25 protein-coding genes are annotated in these 21,615 nt (G+C 51.8%); 8 read left to right on the top strand and 17 right to left on the bottom strand.

Features of this window, described 5'->3' with window-relative positions:
• The first annotated feature begins 8 nt into the window (after positions 1–8).
• Entirely contained in the window at positions 9–1,469 is a 1,461-nt protein-coding gene (locus tag V8247_RS04650; RefSeq protein WP_338736674.1) for a B12-binding domain-containing radical SAM protein, read from the top strand.
• 72 nt (positions 1,470–1,541) lie between these two features.
• On the opposite strand, the gene V8247_RS04645 is transcribed toward V8247_RS04650, so the two are convergent.
• Positions 1,542–2,549 (bottom strand): SDR family NAD(P)-dependent oxidoreductase, encoded by a 1,008-nt coding sequence (locus V8247_RS04645; RefSeq protein WP_338736673.1) that lies wholly within the window; start codon positions 2,547–2,549, stop codon positions 1,542–1,544.
• Positions 2,550–2,650: 101 nt separating this feature from the next.
• Here V8247_RS04645 and ligD point away from each other — a divergent pair, with 101 nt between their 5' ends.
• The gene (ligD, locus tag V8247_RS04640; RefSeq protein WP_338739256.1) at positions 2,651–3,562 is read left to right on the top strand and encodes a non-homologous end-joining DNA ligase; all 912 of its coding nucleotides are present in this window, start codon (positions 2,651–2,653) and stop codon (positions 3,560–3,562) included.
• A 59-nt stretch (positions 3,563–3,621) separates the two neighbouring features.
• Here the strand turns inward: ligD and V8247_RS04635 are convergent, their stop codons facing one another.
• The 8 genes from V8247_RS04635 to V8247_RS04600 form a co-directional block, all read right to left on the bottom strand.
• Positions 3,622–3,996: a response regulator gene (locus V8247_RS04635; protein WP_338739255.1), complete on the bottom strand. Its 375-nt coding sequence runs from the start codon at positions 3,994–3,996 to the stop codon at positions 3,622–3,624.
• Positions 3,997–4,128: 132 nt separating this feature from the next.
• The gene (locus V8247_RS04630) at positions 4,129–4,431 is read right to left on the bottom strand and encodes a muconolactone Delta-isomerase family protein (RefSeq protein WP_338739254.1); all 303 of its coding nucleotides are present in this window, start codon (positions 4,429–4,431) and stop codon (positions 4,129–4,131) included.
• A gap of 108 nt (positions 4,432–4,539) precedes the next feature.
• Positions 4,540–4,959, bottom strand: coding sequence for a hypothetical protein (locus tag V8247_RS04625; protein ID WP_338739252.1), 420 nt, complete (start codon positions 4,957–4,959; stop codon positions 4,540–4,542).
• A gap of 59 nt (positions 4,960–5,018) precedes the next feature.
• Positions 5,019–7,064: a copper-translocating P-type ATPase gene (locus V8247_RS04620; protein WP_338739249.1), complete on the bottom strand. Its 2,046-nt coding sequence runs from the start codon at positions 7,062–7,064 to the stop codon at positions 5,019–5,021.
• 217 nt (positions 7,065–7,281) lie between these two features.
• Positions 7,282–7,500: a zinc ribbon domain-containing protein gene (locus tag V8247_RS04615; RefSeq protein ID WP_338739247.1), complete on the bottom strand. Its 219-nt coding sequence runs from the start codon at positions 7,498–7,500 to the stop codon at positions 7,282–7,284.
• Positions 7,501–8,003: 503 nt separating this feature from the next.
• Positions 8,004–8,690 (bottom strand): glycerol-3-phosphate acyltransferase, encoded by a 687-nt coding sequence (locus tag V8247_RS04610; RefSeq protein WP_338739245.1) that lies wholly within the window; start codon positions 8,688–8,690, stop codon positions 8,004–8,006.
• Positions 8,691–8,727: 37 nt separating this feature from the next.
• A complete protein-coding gene (locus tag V8247_RS04605) occupies positions 8,728–9,564 on the bottom strand; it encodes a PHP domain-containing protein (RefSeq protein ID WP_338739243.1) in 837 nt (278 codons plus the stop codon).
• Entirely contained in the window at positions 9,561–10,337 is a 777-nt protein-coding gene (locus V8247_RS04600; protein ID WP_338739241.1) for a TIGR00282 family metallophosphoesterase, read from the bottom strand. Before V8247_RS04600 ends, V8247_RS04605 begins: the two co-directional genes overlap by 4 nt.
• 297 nt (positions 10,338–10,634) lie before the next feature.
• Here V8247_RS04600 and V8247_RS04595 point away from each other — a divergent pair, with 297 nt between their 5' ends.
• Positions 10,635–11,258 (top strand): DOMON domain-containing protein, encoded by a 624-nt coding sequence (locus V8247_RS04595; RefSeq protein WP_338739239.1) that lies wholly within the window; start codon positions 10,635–10,637, stop codon positions 11,256–11,258.
• A gap of 125 nt (positions 11,259–11,383) precedes the next feature.
• On the opposite strand, the gene V8247_RS04590 is transcribed toward V8247_RS04595, so the two are convergent.
• From V8247_RS04590 to pyrF, 5 genes are read right to left on the bottom strand one after another with little or no spacing between them, the layout of a single operon-like run.
• Positions 11,384–12,187, bottom strand: a complete 804-nt coding sequence (locus V8247_RS04590) for a patatin-like phospholipase family protein (RefSeq protein ID WP_338739236.1) — start codon at positions 12,185–12,187, stop codon at positions 11,384–11,386.
• A complete protein-coding gene (folK, locus tag V8247_RS04585; RefSeq protein WP_338739234.1) occupies positions 12,184–12,708 on the bottom strand; it encodes a 2-amino-4-hydroxy-6-hydroxymethyldihydropteridine diphosphokinase in 525 nt (174 codons plus the stop codon). Before folK ends, V8247_RS04590 begins: the two co-directional genes overlap by 4 nt.
• Positions 12,701–13,561: a dihydropteroate synthase gene (gene folP / locus V8247_RS04580; RefSeq protein ID WP_338739232.1), complete on the bottom strand. Its 861-nt coding sequence runs from the start codon at positions 13,559–13,561 to the stop codon at positions 12,701–12,703. The genes folK and folP overlap by 8 nt, the downstream gene beginning before the upstream one ends.
• The gene (locus V8247_RS04575; RefSeq protein ID WP_338739230.1) at positions 13,558–13,773 is read right to left on the bottom strand and encodes a DUF951 domain-containing protein; all 216 of its coding nucleotides are present in this window, start codon (positions 13,771–13,773) and stop codon (positions 13,558–13,560) included. The genes folP and V8247_RS04575 overlap by 4 nt, the downstream gene beginning before the upstream one ends.
• A 21-nt stretch (positions 13,774–13,794) precedes the next feature.
• Entirely contained in the window at positions 13,795–14,592 is a 798-nt protein-coding gene (pyrF, locus tag V8247_RS04570) for an orotidine-5'-phosphate decarboxylase (protein ID WP_338739313.1), read from the bottom strand.
• Between the two features lie 141 nt (positions 14,593–14,733).
• Here pyrF and rpsT point away from each other — a divergent pair, with 141 nt between their 5' ends.
• On the top strand, positions 14,734–14,991 hold the full coding sequence (rpsT, locus tag V8247_RS04565) for a 30S ribosomal protein S20 (protein WP_338739228.1): 258 nt from the start codon (positions 14,734–14,736) through the stop codon (positions 14,989–14,991).
• A gap of 64 nt (positions 14,992–15,055) precedes the next feature.
• On the opposite strand, the gene dnaA is transcribed toward rpsT, so the two are convergent.
• Entirely contained in the window at positions 15,056–16,504 is a 1,449-nt protein-coding gene (gene dnaA / locus V8247_RS04560; RefSeq protein ID WP_338739226.1) for a chromosomal replication initiator protein DnaA, read from the bottom strand.
• A 208-nt stretch (positions 16,505–16,712) separates the two neighbouring features.
• Here dnaA and fmt point away from each other — a divergent pair, with 208 nt between their 5' ends.
• From fmt to V8247_RS04540, 4 genes are read left to right on the top strand one after another with little or no spacing between them, the layout of a single operon-like run.
• Positions 16,713–17,651, top strand: a complete 939-nt coding sequence (gene fmt, locus V8247_RS04555; protein WP_338739225.1) for a methionyl-tRNA formyltransferase — start codon at positions 16,713–16,715, stop codon at positions 17,649–17,651.
• Between the two features lie 12 nt (positions 17,652–17,663).
• A complete protein-coding gene (locus tag V8247_RS04550) occupies positions 17,664–18,008 on the top strand; it encodes a PAS domain-containing protein (RefSeq protein ID WP_338739224.1) in 345 nt (114 codons plus the stop codon).
• Between the two features lie 21 nt (positions 18,009–18,029).
• Positions 18,030–19,109, top strand: coding sequence for a GIDE domain-containing protein (locus V8247_RS04545; RefSeq protein ID WP_338739223.1), 1,080 nt, complete (start codon positions 18,030–18,032; stop codon positions 19,107–19,109).
• Positions 19,057–19,326, top strand: a complete 270-nt coding sequence (locus V8247_RS04540; protein WP_338739222.1) for a LemA family protein — start codon at positions 19,057–19,059, stop codon at positions 19,324–19,326. The genes V8247_RS04545 and V8247_RS04540 overlap by 53 nt, the downstream gene beginning before the upstream one ends.
• A 5-nt stretch (positions 19,327–19,331) precedes the next feature.
• Here V8247_RS04540 and V8247_RS04535 read toward each other — a convergent pair whose 3' ends face one another.
• Complete coding sequence (locus tag V8247_RS04535) at positions 19,332–20,177, bottom strand: presenilin family intramembrane aspartyl protease (RefSeq protein ID WP_338739221.1); 846 nt, start codon at positions 20,175–20,177, stop codon at positions 19,332–19,334.
• A gap of 104 nt (positions 20,178–20,281) precedes the next feature.
• A complete protein-coding gene (locus V8247_RS04530; protein WP_338739220.1) occupies positions 20,282–21,613 on the bottom strand; it encodes a folylpolyglutamate synthase/dihydrofolate synthase family protein in 1,332 nt (443 codons plus the stop codon).
• Positions 21,614–21,615 lie beyond the last annotated feature (2 nt).

Here is a 21,615-nt window from a genome sequence, read left to right as displayed (position 1 = left end):
GGGTAAATATGAGAGTTTTATTAGTCAACCCGGGCACCGAAGTAAATCCGCGTTTTAAAACTTACGCGGTTTTTCCAAACGGGTTGCTTTTCCTGGGCGCCGTACTGGAACAGGCCGGCCACCAGGTAAAAATCCTGGATAACGTACTGTGGAACGCCAAACCGGCGGATTTTATGGATTTCAATCCTGAGATGATCGGCTATTCAGTGCTAACCGGCACCGATATCAGCCAGGCTATTGCTCAAAGTCAGGAATTCAAACAGCTTTTCCCCGACGCAAAAATAGTGTGGGGCAACGTCCACCCTTCCACAACCCCGGAACAGTCCCTTGCAGAACCTTACATTGATTATGTTATCCGTGGTGCCGGAGAAGAACCATTGCTGAAGCTGGTAGAACATCTTGAGACCGGCAAGCCGGCATTGGATGACATACCGGGTCTAGCCTACAAAGATACCCAAGGCGTGCATCTCAATCCCGCAGGCAATGAACTGAAAAATCTTGATGAATTGCCCGACCCGGCCTGGCACCTTATTGACGTCAGTAAATACTGGGCGGCCAGTTTGAACACCTCCCGTGGTTGTCCCTTCCGCTGCACCTTCTGTTATAATTCCGCTTTCCATGCCGGGTATCGCGGCGACTTCTCCGCCGAGCGCATCGTCGCTCAGGTGGAACATTTACAGAAAGAATATGGCATCAAGTTCATCCGCTTCTTTGAGGATAACTTTACCTTCAACCGCAAGCGGTTGCACCAATTCTGCAAGCTGATTATTGACAAAAAGATCAAGGTAAAATGGGACTGCGAAGCTCGTGCCGACCTTTCGGAAGAAGATATTTCTCTCATGTCCAGAGCCGGCTGCACCGCCGTGGGCATCGGCGTGGAAACAGGGTCCAAGCGGATGCTGGAATTCCTCAAAAAAGGTGTTGACCTGGATGAAATGGAAAAATCCTTCTGGTTGCTGGTAAAATATCGCGTTTCGCCCCGGCTGTACATTATGGAGGCATTACCCACCGAAACTGTTGATGACTTCAACCTGACCCGTGACTTTCTTAAAAAATTGGACAATCCCCCGTTCCTGTATATGAGGTTCGTGCCCTATGCCGGTACACCTCTTTATAACTATTGCGTGGAACACAAGTTGATTGACCCGCCTAAAACGCTGGCTGACTGGCCGCACTTCGCTTTTCACTCCGCTACCCAGGCAAATCTGTCCGAAGTGCCGGATGAGATGATTAACAATGCTTTTGCTGAATACGCTCGCACATATGCCAGTCGGCGGGTAAGGTTTATGGTGCGCCATAACAAACGCTTCTTCCTGAGTCTGGTAAAAAATCCGCCGGAGTTCTTTGGTGCCGTCAGAGAACTGATTAAAAATGCACTGCCGGTAATGTTCAATAAAAATACCAGTGAAGCCAAACTTAAAGCTACCGATGTACGCACCAAAAACATCGCCAAGACCATCAACAAGTAATTTCAGATGTTGTAAAAGCCGCTGGTTGCTTAAATAAGCAACCAGCGGCTTAACTTAAGGCGGCTTATTTTGTTAAAGCAGCCTGAGTGCGGACATCAAATCATTAACCACCTGACGCCGAAAAGCCAGGGACTCAACCACCGAGATCAGGTCTTCATCACTTTTAACCCAGTTCTGTGCTTCAACCTCCTGAGCGGCCAGAAAATCCCGGAGATGGCCTAATTTTTCCAGATAATCGCCGGTGAGTACCTCATCCACCACCCCATCTGTCAGAACCTGGCTCATTTCAAACGCATAAACCCGCCATTCATCAACTTTCAACCCCGTACCCTGTAAAAACATTCGCTTGGCCACCTGACGCACCAGAATGGACAAACGCTCATATTCCACTTCAATTTCGGCCATCACTTCAGCCAGGGCTTGGGCAATTGCTCCGGGTGTTCCGGCTGGTGGACCTGATAGCTCAACAGTTTCTTCAGCCGGCACCTGCTGCCCCTGGGCGTCCAATCCCAACTTCGCCAGGCCGGTGACCCAATCAACAGCTTTGCCGTGAAACACACGTCCAAAACGCAACGCCCCCACCAATCCAGCCCCAGCCAGTTCAGCGTTTCCTTCACCGCCGGGATCAAATGTAAAAACGGCAACACGGCCGTCAGCGTCCAGCTGTTTGACTAACTCTTCCTTGACTATCACCGCCGGGAGCTCACTCCCGACAATGGCAATAACGCCATAGCGTCGTTCCAGCATCCCCGGCAGAAATTCCATTGCCCCTAAGCACCGGTCATCAATGGCAAGCAGGTCAATTTTACCAAAAGATTTCAAAACCATCTGGTACAACCGCGCCATCTGTTCTTGAGAAAAGGCTTCTGATTGGAAGAAAATTGCCCGACCGCCGGCTTTTTCTATCACCCTGACAGTTTCAGCACCAGCGGCGGCATCCGCATCCACCACAGCAACAGACGCACCGATGAAAGCCAGGCTGACCGCTGTTTCTCGTCCTAAACCCTGCCCGGCGTTTGTAACGACCGCCACGTTACCCCCAAGGGACTCAGGGTCCAGCCCGGCGTTTTCAATAATCATCCATTTCTCCTAAAAATGTCAGTCTATCATACTCTGGCCGCTCTAATTTGGAAATCCGGTTCTGTGACTGGTATATTTTATTCATGGAAGACAAAGTCCAAATGGAAATAAACGGTCACAGGATTGAACTTTCTCATCTGGATAAGGTTTTGTTTCCCGATGACGGCATCACCAAGGAACAGCTTATCCGTTACTATTCCCGGATTGCCCCGGTGATACTGCCGCATCTGGCTGGCCGACCACTGTCATTTCAACGTTTCCCGGATGGTATCAATCAGGAGGGATTTTATCAAAAAAATACTCCTGATTATTACCCGGAGTGGATCCGGCGGATACCTACAGAGAGCGGGGACGAAACCGTCAATTATGCTGCCGCAGACACCACTGTTGCATTAATTTATTTTTCCCAGCAAGCGGTAATTACCTACCACCCCTGGCTGTCGCGCTTTGATAAACCTCTATATCCGGATGCAATGGTGTTTGATCTGGACCCCGGCCAAGCCGATTTTAACGCTGTCAGACAGGCTGCCTTTGACCTTCGGCAGTTGCTGTTGGAACTTGATATCCGAAGCTTTGTTAAGACCACCGGTTCGCGGGGATTACATGTTACCGTACCACTGGATAGAACCCTGAATTTTCAACGAGTTAAGGCTTTTGCCCAGAATGTAGCCGAGGTGCTGACCGGCCGTTCCCCGAAAGATCTGACTACCGAAATAAGAATTGCCAAACGAGTGGGGCGGATCTTTGTGGACACAGCCCGCAACAATTACGGTCAGACGGCGGTGGCACCTTATTCTATCAGGGCAAGACCCGGCGCTCCGGTTGCGGTACCGGTAACCTGGGAAGAGCTGGGAGAAGCGGAACTGAACTCAAGCTACTATAACATCACGAACGTGTTTGAATTGCTGAACCGGCGGATTGATCCGTGGAAAGACCTTTACACTCAGGCACAAGACTTAACTAAAGCCCTGCATTTGATAGAAAATCTGAAGGCAAATAGAAATTCCCGCTAATCCGGGCTAACTCAGCTTATCTTTCATGTTGACGAAGCCCGTCAAATTCCGCTGGACCGTTACGCTGTGGCCGGTTTGAGGTGTTCGGCGATCTTAGTTCTTAATTCATCCGGCGTGAATGGTTTGGTAATGTAACCGTCGGCGCCCAGGCTCTCAGCAAAGCGGCGGTTTAATTCGTAATCAATGATCGTCAATACCAGCACTGGTATTGCGGCTGTGGCAGGATCGCTTTTTATCTGACTGCACGCCGTCAGTCCGTCCATTCCCGGCATCAAGATATCCATAATCACCAGGTCAGGCAGTTGCTCACGGGTCACCTGAAGCGCCTCTTCACCGCTGGCGGCTTCCAATACTTCGTATTCACCGTTCAAAATACCTACAACCAGGCGACGGATTTGCTCTTGATCATCAACAATTAATACTTTGGCATTCATTGGCAAAGAGTATATCCTGCCCGACGCTTAAGCGCAAGATTTTACAGGACATTGATTCATATGCCCGGACAATAATTAAAAAAGGGCTCACCGAATAACGGTGAGCCCTGCCTCGCTGATAAGCCAGTCTGCTTAAAGAATCTTCTTAATCGCGTTTATGGTCAGATCGGCATTTCGGGTAAAATCCAGAAGCGGTCTGATGTCCAGATTGCTGAAAGGTCCAAGCGGAAAGGTCAGCAATAATTCGGTCACCTCTTCATGGTCCTTGGCGTTAACAATAAACATGCCGCCGCCGTCCACAAAACTGTATGCCCCTTCTATTTTACCTTCCGCCTTGCTTTTAGCCACCCAGTCTTTGGCCGCATCCAGAAATTTGACCTGATCTTCGTGTGATGAGGCCGAGGTTACCTGCTCGCCGGATACCAGATACTTCATCGTGAAACCCTCCATTCATATTTTTGCTTTGGATGCCAATAGTCTATCCAGGCTTTATTATTACTGTCTATTTAATTTATCACCATCAGGCTTGAAATCAAAATATTTTCACCCGATAAGGCTTATCTTCAACTCCAGTCCGTAATCGGAAGCCTTTATGGCTTCTCCCAAACTGGGATAGGGTGTCACATCAAATTCAATGTAGTACTGATGGTAAGTCTGAAATGCCGTACCTGAACCGGATTGAGTCAGTGTCAGTTGTTCATTTTTGCCGTCAGCAGTCACATTGAGCAGACATTGAACCTGACCCTGCCAGATACAGACCGCGCCGTCAGCGCAACGGCTTTCGTTAAGCACTTCTTTGAAAGTTATGGTTAAGTCTTCATTTTTAATGGCTGCGGTCTCACCCGGCTCTAACGTAAACGACTGGCCGAGTTGATATTCAGTTGTTGCCGGACTGCAGCCGGCAGCGATCAGGCCGATGGCCAAAACACCCGCAAATAAAATCCTACGTCTTCTTTTCACCACAATTTACCTCATCTATATATTTTTCCGATATTACATACAACGTACTGACTCCATCCCGGTTAGTTCTTCCGATACCTGAGCAATCTGGCATTGACCGCCACAATGATGGTCGAAAGGGACATCAATGCCGCGCCCAACGCCGGCGTCAGGAGAATGCCCCAGGCCACAAAGACCCCGGCCGCCGCCGGTATCGCCAGCGCATTATAGCCCGTTGCCCAACCCAGATTCTGAACCATCTTGGTATAAGTGGCTCGTGACAACTCAAAGATAGCCTGAACGTCTCGCGGATCACTCTTAACCAAAATAATATCAGCAGTAGCCTGAGCAATATCCGTGCCCGCGCCAATAGCAATTCCCAAATCAGCCTGAGCGAGAGCAGGTGCGTCGTTGACTCCGTCACCGGTCATGGCTACCAGAAGACCACGGGACTGGAGTTGTTTGATCTTGGCTGCTTTTTGATCGGGCAATACCCCCGCAAAATACTCATCAAGACCCAATTCTGCTGCCACCCATTGAGCAACCTCTTTGCGGTCTCCCGTTATCATCAATGTCTTTTTATTGAGTTTTTTCAGGCCGTTGATGGCCTCTCTGGATTCCGGGCGAATAACATCAGCCAGAGCAACCGCTCCCGTGACCCGGTTGTCAATGATCACGAATATAATAGTTTTGCCTTGTGAAAAAAGCTTCGTTGTCTTGGAGCGGTCATAATCAAGTTGGAGCTCTTCCAGATAACCCGGGCTGGCTACCAGTACATCCTTACCCTGGACCTTCCCCTGAGCCCCGCGTCCGGACAGCGATTTGAAATCAACAACCGGGTAAGCCTCCGAGACTGCCTCAACAATCCCTTTGGCAATCGGATGAGCTGAATGAGCTTCCACCCCGGCGGCATATTTCAGCAATTCGTCCCGATTATAGTCTTCAGTGAAGATAACGACATCCGTTACGCCAAACTTCCCCAGCGTCAGGGTACCCGTCTTGTCAAATACAACCGCATCAATTTTTCTGGCGCGTTCAAAGGCATTGCGGTCACGCACCAGCAAACCGTTACGTGCCGAGATACCGGAGGACATGGCAATGACCAAAGGCACCGCCAACCCCAGTGCATGGGGGCAGGCAATAACCATAACCGTTACCATACGCTCCACTGCAAAAACGGCTTCCTCACTGCTAAAAGCCAACCAGGCGATGAGAGTCATCGCCCCTGCGGTCAGCGCAATAATCGTCAGCCACCGTGCCGCTCGGTCTGCGGTATCCTGACTACGACTTTTAGCCGCTTGAGCTTCAGCGACTAAGCGCGCCATTTGAGACAGATACGACTCTTCGCCGGCTCCGGTAATGGTTATGGTCAATGAGCCATCACCGTTAACTGCGCCACCGATAATGTCATCCCCGGCCTGTTTTCCCACCGGAACTGATTCCCCGGTCAGCATTGACTCATCCACAAATCCAGTACCGGAAATAATCAACCCATCGGCCGGGGCTTTTTCACCGGGTTTAATCAGGACGCTGTCACCTTTAACCAAAGCGCTTACCGGTACGTCTTCGGTGGTACCGCGGGCAGACAGCCGATGAGCAACCGACGGCAATAACCTGGCCAGTTCCTCCAACGCCTTTGATGCCCCCATTATTGAACGCATCTCTACCCAATGACCCAGCAGCATAACATCAATCAGCGTGGCGAGCTCCCAGTAAAACACCTTGCCGGGCAGACCGAAGGTGACGGCACTGGAATAAATAAACGCCACGGAAATCGCCATGGCAATCAGGGTCATCATTCCCGGATTGCGTTCCTGCATTTCCCGCCAAAAACCTCTTAAAAAAGGCCAACCACCATAGAAATAAATGAAAACAGCCAGTGCCCAAAGGACATAGACATCACCGGTGAAGGAAATTCTATAATTAAGGAAATCCTGAATCAGAGGGGAAAGCGCAAGAATAGGGATAGTAACGGCGAGCGATATCCAGAACCGACGGGCGAAATCAGCTACAGCATGTCCTGCGTGACGGCCGCCGCTGACCTCTGCGTGACCAGTGTGGTCATTCCCTGCCGGTTTGACTCCAGCGCTATTTACCGGCGCATGGCTTTGTTTATTCCCGCGTCTCATTGCCGCCTCCTTGAATAAACCTACTCTAAAAATGATTTTACGCCATCAACCGGGAAAGTCGGTAACGGCTGTAGTGACAGCGGCAAATAAAAAGCGCGCCTCCGATATCGGAGGCGCGCTCACAGTTCAGCTATTGTTATTGACGAACACCTCAACCGACACAGTTAGCCAAAAACGCAGCCCGTAATTCAGCTACCGGCGGATGTTAGTCGGTACCCTAGTGACAGCTGGAACAAGAGGACGTGGAACAACTGGAACAGCCGCCACCACCACCGAGATTCTGGCCTCCGGAACCTTTGGCCATAAAAGTAGAGGCAATACGACGGGCGTTACCTTTACAGACCGGACATTCGGCCGGTTCCGTTGACTGGCTCATCGGCCTCAAAAGATCAAATTTCTTGCGGCAATCCATACATCTGAATTCATAAATAGGCATATCATTAATTCTCCTGACTATTATTCTAATCTCAAATCACCGATGAGTCAATGCTGGGTAAAGCTCCCCGTACAACAACACCTTGCGAGATTCAGGGCAACAACCGGTAGTCTTCATTTTGTCATCTGCGGCAAAAACGGGAGGCCCTAAAATAAAGGACAGCCGTAATACAGTGCCATGTGACATTGCCCCTTGCGCAATACCGCTCGACTATGCTATAATATGTTCTAATTACTAAGTATTTTTATAGAAGTTTTATGGTCTTGTTTTGTTCCTCATTCGGACGAATCCTCGGAGCACTATTTTCAATCGTAAATGGCGCTTCGTATCCTTCGTTTTCTAAACTGAAAACGACTTCCTTTGCCAATATAGGCACTTTTATAACTGAAAAGCGGACGCCGGCCTATCACCACGCACTGTGAAAAAGGAGTGACTAAGGCCGAAAGTGTGATGACTGGGAAATCTGGGGGATTACCCAGCCTTTAGTCACCAGTTGGATACACTCAGCTCAGTGATTTATTTCCATTCTCTTTGGAGCGTGAAATCCAGGTATTCCGGTCTCGGATATCCCGGTCAAATAAAAGTCGGTTCAATAAAAGTGACCCGACCGGCAACCCGGAGGCAATTTCAGACCTCCGCCCGATAAGGCGTCGGCCAAGCGCCAGAATAGTGAGAACGCTGAATCCGACAGATACGGCTACGGGCTCGGCGATGCTAAAGAACTCCGCCAGAAAATAACTCAGCGCCGGCAGACTCAACAGTGCAATAAACACACCCAGCGACAGATTCTTAAAAGGCGCCAGCGAGAAAGACATTACCAGCACGGTGAGGCCCAACAACGGAGAAAAGGCTAGAATGACACCCAGACTGGTCAGGATACCCCGGCCACCGCGGAACCCCAGAAAAACCGGCCAATTATGACCGGCAACGGCAGCCAGGCCGACTATGAACTGCGGACCAATATCCAGCCCTGCCCAGCGCGCCAGCCAAACTGCCAGGATACCCTTTCCCAGGTCATACGCCGCCACTGGAATCGTCCAGCGCTTGGAAGTGGCTTGCATGACGTTAGAAGAGCCTACATTGCCGGATCCATATTTCCGCAGATCAATTCCCCGAGTCCAGCGGGCAATCAGGTAGGCAACCGGGATACTTCCCAGGAGAAAAGCGGCTACCGCCAGCAAAAACAACATTCGGTCTCCTAATAATTCTCAGATTGACTCAATGGGTCTATAGCTGCCGGTTGAGCCTTCCCAATAAACCTTTAACAGCGGACATGGGAACCGTCTGGCCGCCGATCGGCATTTCTGTTTTCTGGTCCAAGCCGTGAAAATCCGTACCACCGGTAGCCACCAGACCCGATTTTTGGGCCAATCGCCTCAGCTTTTCAATCTCATAATCGCCGTAACCGGCATAATAAGTTTCAATTCCCGCCAATCCAACAGGTATCAACGCCTCAATTAAAACCTCAACGTCAGGCAATGTGAACGGATGGGCCATCACTGCCAACCCACCGGCCGATTCAATAAGAGTCACCGCTTCAGCCGGACTGAGTTTGATACGTTCAGCGTAAGCGGGGCCATCGCGGCCGATATACTTTTCAAAAGCCTCGGCAAAACTGGATATGTAGCCCTTTTCCAACATAGCCTGAGTGATATGAGGGCGGCCGATGACGGCGTCACCAGCGATTTCTTTCACGCGGCTCCATTCCAAAGGCATACCCAGTTCAGCCAGTTTAACGATGATTGCCTGTCCCCGTTCTTCCCGGGAATCCCTCATCCCGCTTAGTTTCAGTACAAAATCCGGGTTCCGCCAATCAACAAAATAGCCGAGGATATGCACGTCCCCAGCCGCAATGTCGGTGGATATTTCAACACCGGGAATTACCGTCAAACCAGGATGCTTTTCCGCCTCTGCCAGTGCCTCAGCGATTCCGGCTACCGAATCATGATCAGTCAGTGCAATATACTCCAGACCGTTATCGGCAGCCATGCGCACTATTTCAGTCGGAGAATACACACCGTCCGAGGCGGTGGAATGCAGATGCAGGTCAACCTTGCTGCTCACGCCAGAGCCGCTGTTTCCCGGTCAACCCGTTCGATACTCAGCGCCCGGCCGGCGGCATCTGTGGTAATAAGTACCGAGTTAAAACTTACCCGGCCTTTTCCTACCGACAACCGGTTAGGAAGACCGGTCAAAAAGCGCCTTAGAACGTCATCTTTGCTGTCACCGATAATTGAATCCCAGGGACCCACCATACCGATATCGGCTACTGTGGCCGTACCGCCCGGCAACACCCGTGTGTCAACAGTACCGACGTGGGTATGAGTCCCCACTACCGCGGTAACCCGGCCATCCAGATACCAGCCCATAGCCTGCTTTTCCGAGGTTGCCTCGGCGTGAAAATCAACCACTATATGTTTCGGTCGGTCAGCGACTGTTTCCAACAGCAGGTCCATAGCCCGGAACGGACAATCAAGCAGATTGTTGATAAATGTCCGGCCCATCAAACTGACTACCATCACCCCTTTTACCATCGTACAAGCCTTACCCGGTACGCCAGGCGGGTAATTGAGCGGGCGCACCACCGGGTCATCACCCTCAAGCATAGGCAATATCTCAGATTGAGACCAGATGTGATTACCGGAAGTGATGGCATTCACCCCGTACGAGAACAATTCCTCAGCAACGTCCGGAGTCAGTCCGATACCGCCCGAAGCATTTTCACCATTTGCTATCACCACTTCAACACCCAATCCTAATTTGAGTGCCGGCAGTATTTCCTTAACAGCACGCCGTCCCGGCTTGCCAATAATATCGCCGATGCAAAGTATTTTCATATTATTCCTATCGGGGTATTTTTCCTTTTAAGCTATTATGCCATTCATTGGGCAAACGTTCAACGCTGGGCAATTTCCAATGCTAAAAAGCTCCATAAGTCCGGTTGCCGCCGAAAGAGAAATATTTGATCAACCGCTGAAAAACCGATTTGACCGTGAACGTTGTTAGTATTTAAGGTATCATCAGACCAAGGTTGCGATTTTTTACCTTTTTCCAGTATTGATGGTTACTCTTGTTAACTTGTAAAACATATAAAAAGTGCTAGAATATGTTCAATTCATCGCAAAGGATTAATCATGACTTTATCTTTCTTCCGCAGGACTTTATTTTTGTTATTTGCCGTCCTATTAACAGCCAGTCTGGCGCTTGCCGGCTGCGGTGGCGACGATCCGCCCCCGACAACTTCCGCCCCTCCGACGACAACCGGCCCCACCGGCCCCATCGCTTTTACCGGCGGTAAATACCAACACCAAACCACTTATAACGATGTTATCACTGTGGCCACCAGCAACGATGACGGTACCATTTCCGTCGGTATCAAGGCGCGGACCACCGGCTGGATTGCCATCGCCCTCAGTCCCAGTCTTCAGAAAGCCGGAGCTGACTTGTGGATGTTTACCGTTGACTCAAACGGCAACGTAACTGCCGTTGATTCCTATAGTCCCGGTTATTCCGGCAGCCACCCGCCGGACACCGCCAATAACGGTAAGAATGACCTTTTTGACGTCACCGGCAGCGAAATTAACGGGGTCACTACCATTGAGTTTAAGCGTGATCTGAACACTTTGGAAAGTTATGACGTCCGCATCGTTAACGGTGTAAACGCCTTTATCTGGGCTATCGGCCCTTCGGACAACACGTTTGAGGAGCATTCGCTGCTTGGGTTCGGAGATATAACCGCCTCTATTGAACACCCTTAGTCTAAACATCTTACAATAAAAATACACCGTCCCGGCTGTTTCCGGGACGGTGTATTTTTTTCGTATCACGCAGTTGATTACTTCTTTCAGCCGCGGATAGAGTCAATATCAGACTTCGGTGCTAGCTACCGTAACTGTCTTATTTCTTTCAGGGCTTGCTCAGCCGCCTTTTCACCGCAAATAACGGCTTGACGTGCCAGATTGAAGTCCGCCAAATGAATACCTGTCATATCCGGTTCAATGGCAACGTCCGCCTCCTTCAGCCCTGCAGCCGCCAGGTGGCCGGATGCGATGTAAATTACCTGGGATAGCACCTGAAAAATATTCGGCGGTCTTAGTTCTACTCTTGCCACACCGTTGCGCTTGGATACCGACAAGGCCAAATCTTTCAATACGTTGACCGCAATTACCTTTTCCGCTCCCAGATTACGACAAACGCCAACCGGCAATGGATCAGTGATACCCCCATCCACCAGATAGCGGCGGCCCATCTTCGGCACTTTAAAGATCAGCGGCAGTGCCATGCTGGCGAGAACTGCGTCCAGCACCTTACCGCTGGAAAGAGTCACCGCTTCGCCGGTAAAGATATCAGTCGCCACGCAGGCAAAAGGCTTTTCCAGATCACTGAAATCAGGGTCTCCAATCAGGTTCCTTAACTTGCGCTTAACGCGCCTGACACCAAAGATACCGCTGGTCTGCAGCGGATTCAATTCAATCAGTGGTGCCAGTTGTTGCCAACCGATGTCCAGAGCCTGGGCTTTGAGTTCCGCAGCCGATAAACCACGGGAGTAAGCGGCTCCGATGATAGCCCCCATACTGGTACCAGTGACCACTTCAACCGGAATATTATTACGTTCAAGAACTTCTATCACACCGATGTGGGCCAGCCCCCTGGCCGCACCACCGGAGAGCGCCAATCCCAACTTCACGGCGACACACTCGCGGGATAAATGTATACCCCTTTTATATCACCTAAAGCCAGAAGCAATTCCGCCATCGTCTTCCGGTTGCCGGGATGTCTTAATTTCGGCACCAGATCATTGAGCGGCCTCAGAACGAAAGCCCGGCGGGATAACCGCGGGTGAGGAATAACCAGATTTTCAGAATTCACCCGGATATTGCCGTATAACAAGATGTCAATATCAATGATTCGCGGCTGGCCGGAACCAGCTTTACCTCGGCCAACCACCTGCTCCATGCCCTTGATGAGTTTCAGTAAATCAGCCGGAGCGATATGAGTTTGGGCTTCAACTACCAAATTGAGGAATTTACCCTGTTCCGGCACATCCACCGGTTCCGTCTCATACACCGGGGATATCCGTAATATCTTCAAAGGCCGGCTCAACAGCCCGACCGCCCGTTCCAAGTTAGCCAAGCGGTCACCAAGGTTGGAACCCAACCCCAGATACGCTGTCGCCGCCGATGTCAGTTTCAGTTCATTATTATCCATTTTCTTCAATCCAACCCCGCACAATGGCATCGGCGACCTTGACAGCCTTGACGTGTGCGCTGACATCATGAACCCGGATAATGTCAGCGCCGTGCGCGATACCCAGCACATCGGCCGTCAGTGTTCCCTCCAGACGTTCGCCTGCAGGGACATCACCCAGCACCCGCCCGATGGTGGATTTCCGAGATACACCAAGTAAAATTGGCTTGCCCAATGATTTCAACTCGCCCAGTTTCCGGATAATCTCCAGATTCTGACCAACTGTCTTGCCGAAGCCAAAGCCCGGATCAACGATGATATTTTCCGAAGCCACCCCCAGACCCTCAGCCTGAGCAATCGCCCATTTCAAATGCCCCTCAACCGCCGGCATAATATCACTGACGGAGGCGTCACGTTGTGAAGCGGTGAGAATGACCGGTCGATTGCGGCGAGCCGCCACCTCAGCCAGTCGGCTGTCTCGCTTCAAACCCCAAACATCGTTCAGTAAATCAGCTCCGGCCGTAACGGCGGCCTCAGCAACCGAGGCTTTACAGGTATCAATACTGATCGGAATTTTAATTTCCGATTTCAGCTGCTCAATAACCGGAACTACCCGCCTTATTTCTTCTTCATCATCGACTTCCGGGGCTCCGGGCCGGGTTGACTCACCGCCGACATCAATAATATCCGCCCCTTCAGCTTCCATACGTTTGGCTTGAGCGACCGCAGCTTCAATATTATCTGCGAGGCCATCACCGGAAAAAGAGTCCGGTGTAACGTTGACGATACCCATGATGAAAGTGCGCTGCCCCCAGTAAAACATAGAGGCCCCGATGAGGGTCGGTTTTGGGTGATTCATATACATTTCAGTCATTCCAGGTTTTCCTGCCCTCTGGAAATGAAGGTTTTCAGACGTTTTTCCAAATCTGTCCGAGGTAACAATAATCGCCGACGGCAACAATCGCAAACAATGCCGATATCCGCCCCCAGCCGATATACTGTCCACTCGTAACCGCCACAAGCGTGAGGCTTGCGCATTCGGAGAACATCATTCAGCCGGAATTCAACAATTTCACGCTCCGTCATAGAAGCACTTTCCCGAACCGTTTATTTTCTCCGATACCAGTTGATCTGGTCTCTTAGATTAAGCGCCGCCTGCCGGGCAGCGGCGGCGAAATCAACACCGTATGATGCGTAGATAATCTGGCGGGAACTGTTAATTATCGCCAATTCTCCGGTGGCGTTGACTCCATTCTTAACCGCCAGTTCCAGGCTGCCGCCCTGAGCCCCTACTCCGGGAATCAGCAATGGCAATTCGGGGTGTGCCACTCGGACGGTCCTTAATTCGTCCGGTTTAGTCGCTCCGACCACCAGTCCCAGATTACCGAAGGTATTCCAATTGACGACCTTATCCGCCACTATCTGATATAAAGGCTTTCCATCAAATTCAAGGGATTGAAAATCAGCCGAACCAGGATTGGAGGTCCGGCAAAGCACAAACACCCCCCTGTCCGGGTAATCCGTGAACGGCTTAACCGAATCATAACCCATATAGGGATTGACGGTTACAGCATCAGCACCCAGGTGCTCAAAAGCTGAGCGGGCATAGGCAACGGCTGTATTACCGATATCGCCTCTCTTGGCATCCAGAATGACCGGAATGTGTTTAGGCACAGCATCAATCACTGTCTTAAGTATAGTCCAACCGTCAGAACCCAGCGCCTCAAAAAAAGCAGCGTTGGGCTTAAACGCACACGCCAAATCCTGTGTCGCCTCAATCACGGCCCGGCAAAACTCAAAGGTGCTGGTGCCGGAAGGCAACCGGCCTAGTTCAGGATCCAACCCCACACACAACCAACTGTCATTAGCCCGCGCAGCGCCGGTAAGCTTTTCAATAAAATTCATCATCTTATGTTATCAGGATAGAGGTATGCCGACAAGATACCAAACAAACACTTATAATTGTCTGCCTGCCGTTGCATACCCGATACCTGATAGTGTATAATTCCTGTTCTGTCATCAGGTTAATATTTCAGGAGGCGTCCGTTGGCCAATACCAAGAGTTCTAAAAAGAGTATTTTAACTTCAGCGAAGCAGACCGCACGCAACAAAGCAGCTCGCAGTGCACTGAAAACCGCAGTTCGCAAAGCTGAAAAAGCGGTAGTGACCGGTGGTGATGAGGCCAAGACAGCCATTATCGCCAGCCAGAGTGCGCTGGATATCGCCGCCAAGAAAGGCATTATCCATGCCAACACCGCGGCCCGCAAGAAGAGCCGTTTGACCAAAAAACTCAACGCCGCCTAGTCACACATAAAACCAAAATACCAAGAGGGGTGAAATTCACCCCTCTTTTTTTTGTTCTCCGGCCCTATTCTCGTCTGATACGGCCTTCAATATCGTTGATTTTGCGTTTTAGTAATGGATTAAATTCCAGTTCCCGGGTGATCTTGTCGCACGCATGGCTGACAGTAGCCGCACTACGATCCCCCACCATCCGGCCAATCTCGCTCAACGACCAGATATTCTGTGATTTCAATACATACATCGCCACTTGACGGGCATTGGCAGTTTCCTTATCCCGACGGCGACCCACCAGGGCTTCGGTGTTTATTTCATAACACTCTGCCACCGTATCTAACAAGTGTGCCGGAGTATCGGTTTGAGCCGCCTCCGGTTCCCCGGCAATGTTCTTTAATGCCCGCCGGGCCAGATCCGGTGTAACCGCAGAGCGCAATAATCTGGAATAGGCCAGCACCCGGTTTAAATTACCCTCAAGTTCCCGAATGTTGCGGATAACTTCAGAAGCCAGATAGTCCAGTACGTCAGGGGTAATCTCTTCCCCGGCTTCCTCCGCCCTGGCCTTGAGAATTGCCAGCCGAGTTTTTTCATCCGGCGAAGCAATTTCCGTGGTCAAGCCCCACTCAAACCGGGAACGCAGCCGATCTTCCAGTTGGGAGATGGCTCGAGGTGGCGAATCAGCTGACAGGACTATCTGCTTGCCGGAATTATGTAATTCATTGAAGGTGTGAAAAAAACTTTCTTCCGTTTGTGCCTTACCGGCAATGAACTGAATATCATCAATCAACAGCAGATCTACGCCGCGGTAAAGTTCCCGGAACTCATCGGCGCGGCGTTCTTTCAGGGCAGAGACAAATTCCGAAGTGAACTGCTCGCCGGAAACATAGCGGACATTACGCCCCTCGTTTGAGGCGACCTGTCCGATTGCCTGAAGCAGATGAGTCTTGCCCAATCCACTTTGGCCGTGAATAAACAATGGATTATAACTCCGACCGGGCTGCTGAGCTGCTGACAGCGCCGCAGCGTGGGCAAGACGATTGGAGTTACCCACGATAAAAGAATCAAAATCATACCGCGGATTGAAACAACGAGTGGCCGTTCTGGTTACCGCTGATGCCTTTCCGGAAGATCTGGCACCGCGGGGATTCCCCAAAACCTGGAAGGTCAACTCCATATTCGGGCAACCCGTGAGCTTAATCAGCGTCTTCTCAATCAACGAACGCTGATTGCGCTCCAAATATTCAGCCACGAAGGTATTAGCAACCCCAATAACGAAACGACCATTATCGTAATTCAGACCGGTCGTACCGATATACCAGGTGCGGAAGTTAGGGCGGCTCAGCGAACATTCCAGTTCACCCAGCGCCGTCTCCCATAATTGGCCGGCATCATTGCTTATTGTTGTTTCTTCGGTCGGCAAGCGTAATTTCTCCAGATGGTTTGAGAGGAAGTAATACCCTTCAGGCAAAAAAAATGCCCGGCCCAGTGTCTTCAGGATTGGTTTTTCAGCCCGGCTCACACCGTCGTGAAAACCTTATTCATAGTACCAGTCCGCATATAACAGGGGCAAGCGCCGATATCGCCCGATCCAATGGCTGGCGACACCATATATCTCGCTGAAACTCTCCAGAACTCACTATATTGCCCCGGACTGACTGCTGTAAAGCTGTTGTGAAAAATAAATAAAGGGTGATACAATCCCGCCTAGGAATATAGTACTGGCAATTATGAAAATAGTTTTTATGGGCACCCCCGATTTTGCTGTTCCGGCTCTGGCCGGGTTGATTGCCGAAGGTTATCAAATAGCCGCGGTTTATACCCGTCCCGACGCACCGGCCGGCCGCGGCCGGACATTGAGTTCATCCCCGATTAAAAGGCTGGCCGAGTCGCATCAGCTGGAAATCCGACAACCGCATTCGCTCCGTAGTGAAGAAGCGCGGCACGAGCTTCAATTACTGAACCCTGATGTCATTGTGGTAGCCGCTTACGGTCTGATACTGCCTCAGGCCGTGTTGGATATTCCGCGCCTGAGTTGTGTGAACATCCACGCCTCATTGCTGCCGCGACATCGTGGTGCCGCTCCGATCGCTGCGGCCATTGCCGCCGGGGATAACTTCAGCGGTATCAGCATTATGCGAATGGACAAAGGAATAGACACCGGCGGCATCTATTCACGGGCCATGATTCCGATCTTTGACCATGATACCACCGGCTATCTGACTGAAAGACTGGCCACTGTCGGTATCGCCGCCTTACTGGATGTCCTGCCCCAGCTTGAGTCCGGCACCATCACCGAGGTACCTCAGCCAGCCGAGGGCACCACTTACGCCCCCATGCTAACCAAGGACGATGGACGCATTGACTGGAGGCAGTCGGCTGTGGTTATTTGGCGTCAGGCCAGAGCCTTACAGCCGTGGCCGGGAGCCTTCGGTACCTGGGGCGGTAAACAACTGAAATTGTTAGAAACCGTCCCGATAAGCATGCCAACCGCAGTTGCACCCGGTACCGTTGTTGAACTCCCCCCCGCCGCCGCCGCACCCTGGGGTATCGCCACCGCCGATGGGATTTTAGGGGTCTGCCGGTTGCAGATGGAAGGTAAACGCGCGGTATCCGCTTCAGAGTTCCTCCGCGGCCAGCGTGGTTTAATCGGCACCATATTAGAGTAGCAGGAGCTGAAAATGCTGGAAAATTTACCCGTCTACGCCATTGAGGCAATGTTGGATTCATTACCGATTGACCTGACTTTTATGGATGCCGACGATAAGATCGTCTTCTTCAATCGTTGCCGTATCTTCAAACGACCGCCGGAATGCCTTGGCCGGGACGTCCGTGGTTGCCACCAACCAGACAGCCACGCGGCGATTGACCGCCTGGTGGCGGATTTCCGCTCCGGCGCGCGCGATAATGAGGAACACATAGTGAAAAAGGCTGACGGCCGGCAATTGAGAGTGCGCTATCTGGCCGCACGTGACCCATCGGGCCAATACCAGGGCCTTGTGGAGATGGTTGAAGAAATCAATTAACGAATCGGAGCTGATCTTCAAATGACTGGCGAGCCCGCTGCCTCCTTTTTTATCCTTTTATTCACGGCTGCTCTGGCATCAGGGTGCCTGCTGGCGGCCTTCCATTTCTACCGGCGCCGTTGTCTGATAAACGACACCCCGACTTCAAAAACCAAAGGGGTGTTTATCGGCCTGGCGGAAATTAAAGGCACCGCCGAAAGCGACACGCCGCTTACCAGTTACCTTGCCGGCACCAGCTGTGTCTATTTTCGTTACAAAGTTGAGGAACACTGGCGGCGAACCAGTCTTGACGCCAAAGGCCGCCCCAAAACCGAGAGTGGCTGGAAAACCGTTGCCGAAGAAACCAAAATGGTACCTATCTTCTTAAAGGATGACACCGGTCTGATCCGGATATTACCCGAAGGTGCTGAGATTCATGCCGACAACGTCTTCAAGGAAGAATGCCGCCGTAATGACCCGCTTTATTATGACAAAGGGCCGACGCAGGGAATCAGTCATTCCACCCACCGGCGGCGCTTCACCGAGGAAGCCATCGCCCTGTACCGTCCGCTTTATGTAGTCGGGCAGGCCAGGGAACGCCGGGATATAGTGGCTGCCGAAATTGCCCGGAGCAAAGACATGCCTCTCTATTTAATCTCCACTAAGGCAGAGGACCACCATTCCGGCCGTTACCGGTTATGGTATAGCCTGTGGCTGGCCTTCGGCCTAGCCGTCAGCCTTGGCGGACTCTGGTTATATAATGCCCAGAGTCTCAACCACCCATCCCTCGGTGAGTTGTTGGTCGGCGGTGCCGCCCTGTATGCCGTGGCGACACTGCTCGGATGGCTATGGAACGCCTACAACAGCCTGGTCCACCTGCGCCAAAGAGTCAACCAGGGCTGGTCACAGATAGAGATAGAACTCAAGCGGCGGCATGACCTGATACCCAGTCTGCTGCGAGCCGTGGAAGCCTACCGGAGCCACGAAAGCGGCCTGCAGCAGTTGGTAACCGAACTGCGGCGGGAAACCAGCGATACAGCAGGGGGCAGCAGTTTCTCCTCCCCAAAGTTTGTCCCGCAATTTGCTGGCTGTTTTGGAAAAGTATCCGGACTTAAAGGCTGATCGCTCTTTTTTGGCCTTGCAGCACTCCTTGACCGAGACGGAGCAACGCCTGGCGCTAGCCCGGGACTACTACAATGAGATTGCGACTTTTTACCGAACCAGATTGGAGGTCATCCCTGACCGCTGGTTGGGGCGGATTGCCGGTTTTGTCCCCCGGCCGTTACTAGCGACTGAAAGTTTTGAACGGGCCCCGGTCACGGTAGAACTAGCCGCCTGAGGCCGCTAGATGACCGAGAGCAGCACCAATATCCCCCAACCCAGGGTAGCAGCCACTGTCAGCGGCGGCAAGGCCGGTGTCGGGCCACCCTTAAAGAATATCTTTTGCACCCAATAAACTGATCGTAGTCCTAAAAGCAGGCATAAGCCCATAAAAACCGCAGCAGCAACGCCCCCGGCGGCCAGCACCGACACTACCATTATCAGCGAAAAACCTACGTCCCCACCGCCCAGTAATGAAACATCTCGGGTGTCTTTATCGTCCAGATGGATGTCACCCACGGCCAGATGCCAATCAGCAGCATTACCGGGAAAAACGAAGGCCGGCACTACTTCCACGCCGGTTAACTTGCTCACCATCCACATCATATGCCCGGAGCGTACCGAGATCAGGTCATAAACCGAAAGCGACGCCATAATGAGCAAAGCAGCCACCGGTGACAATAATATCCCGAAAACCGCGCCATAACCGGCCAGTGCAATTCCCAAAAGCAAGTCATGCAGCCACAAACGGCTCCAGCGCAGCCACGCCAATGCCGCAACGGCGGCAATGGCACCTGCCGCATATACCGGCAGTGCCAGTCCCAGTACCACGAAAACGCCCCAACCAAACAGCACCAAAAACAACGCTTTAGCCGCCAACCGCAGCAGGCTGAGCGGCAAAAAAGCCAGCGTCAGGCTCATAAACGCCACTGCACCAAAAAAATACACCAGCGGCCAGCCGGCGGAAACCTGTGGCAAGCCGATACCCTCGTCATCTATGAAACGTAATTGCCGCGAAGCAACGGTTATCGCCAGAATACCGCTTAAGACCATGGCTAAAAAACTGTAAACCGCCGGCTTAATCTTCATCAGCCACCATCACGCACTCACCCCTTAATTGTTGACTATGCCTCAACGATGTTTATAACGTCAGAACTGTAAATAAAGACAGCATCGGGGGCAGAATCAATAGCTCAAGCAACCGGCTTCAGCACCCGCATGGCCGCCCCCACGACAAACAAAGACCCGGTGACACAGACCAGACCGTCGGCTCCGGCCAGACTCCGGCCAAGTTGCAGCGCATCTCCAACATTATCAGCCTGATAAATCACCCGATTGCAGTTTCCAAAGGCATCTCTCAGCCGGCCCAGTTCCATTGCCCGCGGATGGTCAGCCCGAACAATTACGATATTATCAAATTCCGGGCCCAGTATCTCCGCCATACCGTCAATATCCTTATCTGAGGAAACACCCACAACCAGCACCGCCGGGCGGGGCCGCTCTGAGAAAAAAGCCTGAAGTGACTGTTTCAGTTCTTCAGCAGCCGCGGGTGAATGGGCTCCGTCAAGAATCAGCCACGGCTGCTGCCCCACCACCTGAAAGCGCCCCGGCCAGTCCACCGCCGTCAAACCTTGTTCAATATCCCGTCCGGTCAAAACCAGCGCTTGCGCCACCAGTACCTCCAGCGCTGTAACCGCCGTTGCGGCGTTAACTCGCTGATAGGAGCCCAATAGCGGCAAACGAATGTCATAAGCGGCCAGCCGGCCCTTCAGCCGAAAGTTTTGCCCTCCTGAAGCATAATTTGAAGACGTCAAATCATCGGGGTCAACTTCAACCAATGAAGCGTTGCGGTCGGCGGCCACCGCAGTAATGACCGCCATCGCTTCAGGCTGCTGAGGCGCGCAAACCACCGGCACGCCCGGCTTGATAATGCCAGCCTTTTCACGGGCTATTTCAGTCAGGGTGCTACCCAGCACCTCAGTATGCTCCAGACTGACGGGAGTGATGACCGACAGTACCGGCGACACCACATTGGTGGCATCCAGCCGCCCGCCCAAACCGGTTTCAATTACCTGCCATTCCGCCCCCTTACCGGCAAAAAACATGAAGGCCAGCACGGTCATGATTTCAAAAGTAGTCAGTTTGCCAAAACGGGCTTCAGCGTTTATCGCGGCAACCGGCGAGACTAACAGTGCCGACAAACCGGCAAACTCAGCCGGTGTAATATCAGTGCCATTGAACTTAAAACGTTCGGTGGTCTCCACCAGATGCGGCGAGGTGTATAGTCCGGTTTTATAACCGGCGCGACACAAAACCGCGTATATCATTGCAGCCGTGGAGCCCTTGCCCTTGCTGCCGGCGATATGGACCGTCCGGGCATTCAGATGCGGGTTACCGGTTTTATCCAGCAACAAGGCCACCCGGCGCAAGTCAAAACGGCCCGGGTCCCGAGACCGGGACACCACCTCAAAATCCACAAAGCCATACAGCCAATCAAGAGCGGCCTGGTAGTCAGAATTTATCATTA

The sequence above is a fragment of the Dehalogenimonas sp. W genome (assembly GCF_037094495.1).
Classification (GTDB): domain Bacteria; phylum Chloroflexota; class Dehalococcoidia; order Dehalococcoidales; family Dehalococcoidaceae; genus Dehalogenimonas; species Dehalogenimonas loeffleri.
The sequence above is the reverse complement of the archived record's forward strand: the minus strand, read 5'-3'. Positions and strand labels throughout refer to the sequence as shown.

Bases quoted from the DNA above. Each gene is read 5' to 3' on its own strand.
- V8247_RS04610 (WP_338739245.1), bottom strand. From the start codon at position 8,690: ATGTTGTTTTTGCTGGCGGTAGCCGCTTTTCTCCTGGGAAGTATCCCG.
- pyrF (WP_338739313.1), bottom strand. From the start codon at position 14,592: ATGAATTTTATTGAAAAGCTTACCGGCGCTGCGCGGGCTAATGACAGT.
- folP (WP_338739232.1), bottom strand. From the start codon at position 13,561: ATGACTGAAATGTATATGAATCACCCAAAACCGACCCTCATCGGGGCC.
- V8247_RS04650 (WP_338736674.1), top strand. From the start codon at position 9: ATGAGAGTTTTATTAGTCAACCCGGGCACCGAAGTAAATCCGCGTTTT.
- V8247_RS04530 (WP_338739220.1), bottom strand. From the start codon at position 21,613: ATGATAAATTCTGACTACCAGGCCGCTCTTGATTGGCTGTATGGCTTT.
- V8247_RS04575 (WP_338739230.1), bottom strand. From the start codon at position 13,773: ATGACGGAGCGTGAAATTGTTGAATTCCGGCTGAATGATGTTCTCCGA.
- V8247_RS04615 (WP_338739247.1), bottom strand. From the start codon at position 7,500: ATGCCTATTTATGAATTCAGATGTATGGATTGCCGCAAGAAATTTGAT.
- V8247_RS04550 (WP_338739224.1), top strand. From the start codon at position 17,664: ATGCTGGAAAATTTACCCGTCTACGCCATTGAGGCAATGTTGGATTCA.
- folK (WP_338739234.1), bottom strand. From the start codon at position 12,708: ATGGATAATAATGAACTGAAACTGACATCGGCGGCGACAGCGTATCTG.
- V8247_RS04600 (WP_338739241.1), bottom strand. From the start codon at position 10,337: ATGAAAATACTTTGCATCGGCGATATTATTGGCAAGCCGGGACGGCGT.
- V8247_RS04620 (WP_338739249.1), bottom strand. From the start codon at position 7,064: ATGAGACGCGGGAATAAACAAAGCCATGCGCCGGTAAATAGCGCTGGA.
- fmt (WP_338739225.1), top strand. From the start codon at position 16,713: ATGAAAATAGTTTTTATGGGCACCCCCGATTTTGCTGTTCCGGCTCTG.
- V8247_RS04645 (WP_338736673.1), bottom strand. From the start codon at position 2,549: ATGATTATTGAAAACGCCGGGCTGGACCCTGAGTCCCTTGGGGGTAAC.
- V8247_RS04630 (WP_338739254.1), bottom strand. From the start codon at position 4,431: ATGAAGTATCTGGTATCCGGCGAGCAGGTAACCTCGGCCTCATCACAC.
- V8247_RS04635 (WP_338739255.1), bottom strand. From the start codon at position 3,996: ATGAATGCCAAAGTATTAATTGTTGATGATCAAGAGCAAATCCGTCGC.
- V8247_RS04595 (WP_338739239.1), top strand. From the start codon at position 10,635: ATGACTTTATCTTTCTTCCGCAGGACTTTATTTTTGTTATTTGCCGTC.
- ligD (WP_338739256.1), top strand. From the start codon at position 2,651: ATGGAAATAAACGGTCACAGGATTGAACTTTCTCATCTGGATAAGGTT.
- V8247_RS04545 (WP_338739223.1), top strand. From the start codon at position 18,030: ATGACTGGCGAGCCCGCTGCCTCCTTTTTTATCCTTTTATTCACGGCT.
- V8247_RS04535 (WP_338739221.1), bottom strand. From the start codon at position 20,177: ATGAAGATTAAGCCGGCGGTTTACAGTTTTTTAGCCATGGTCTTAAGC.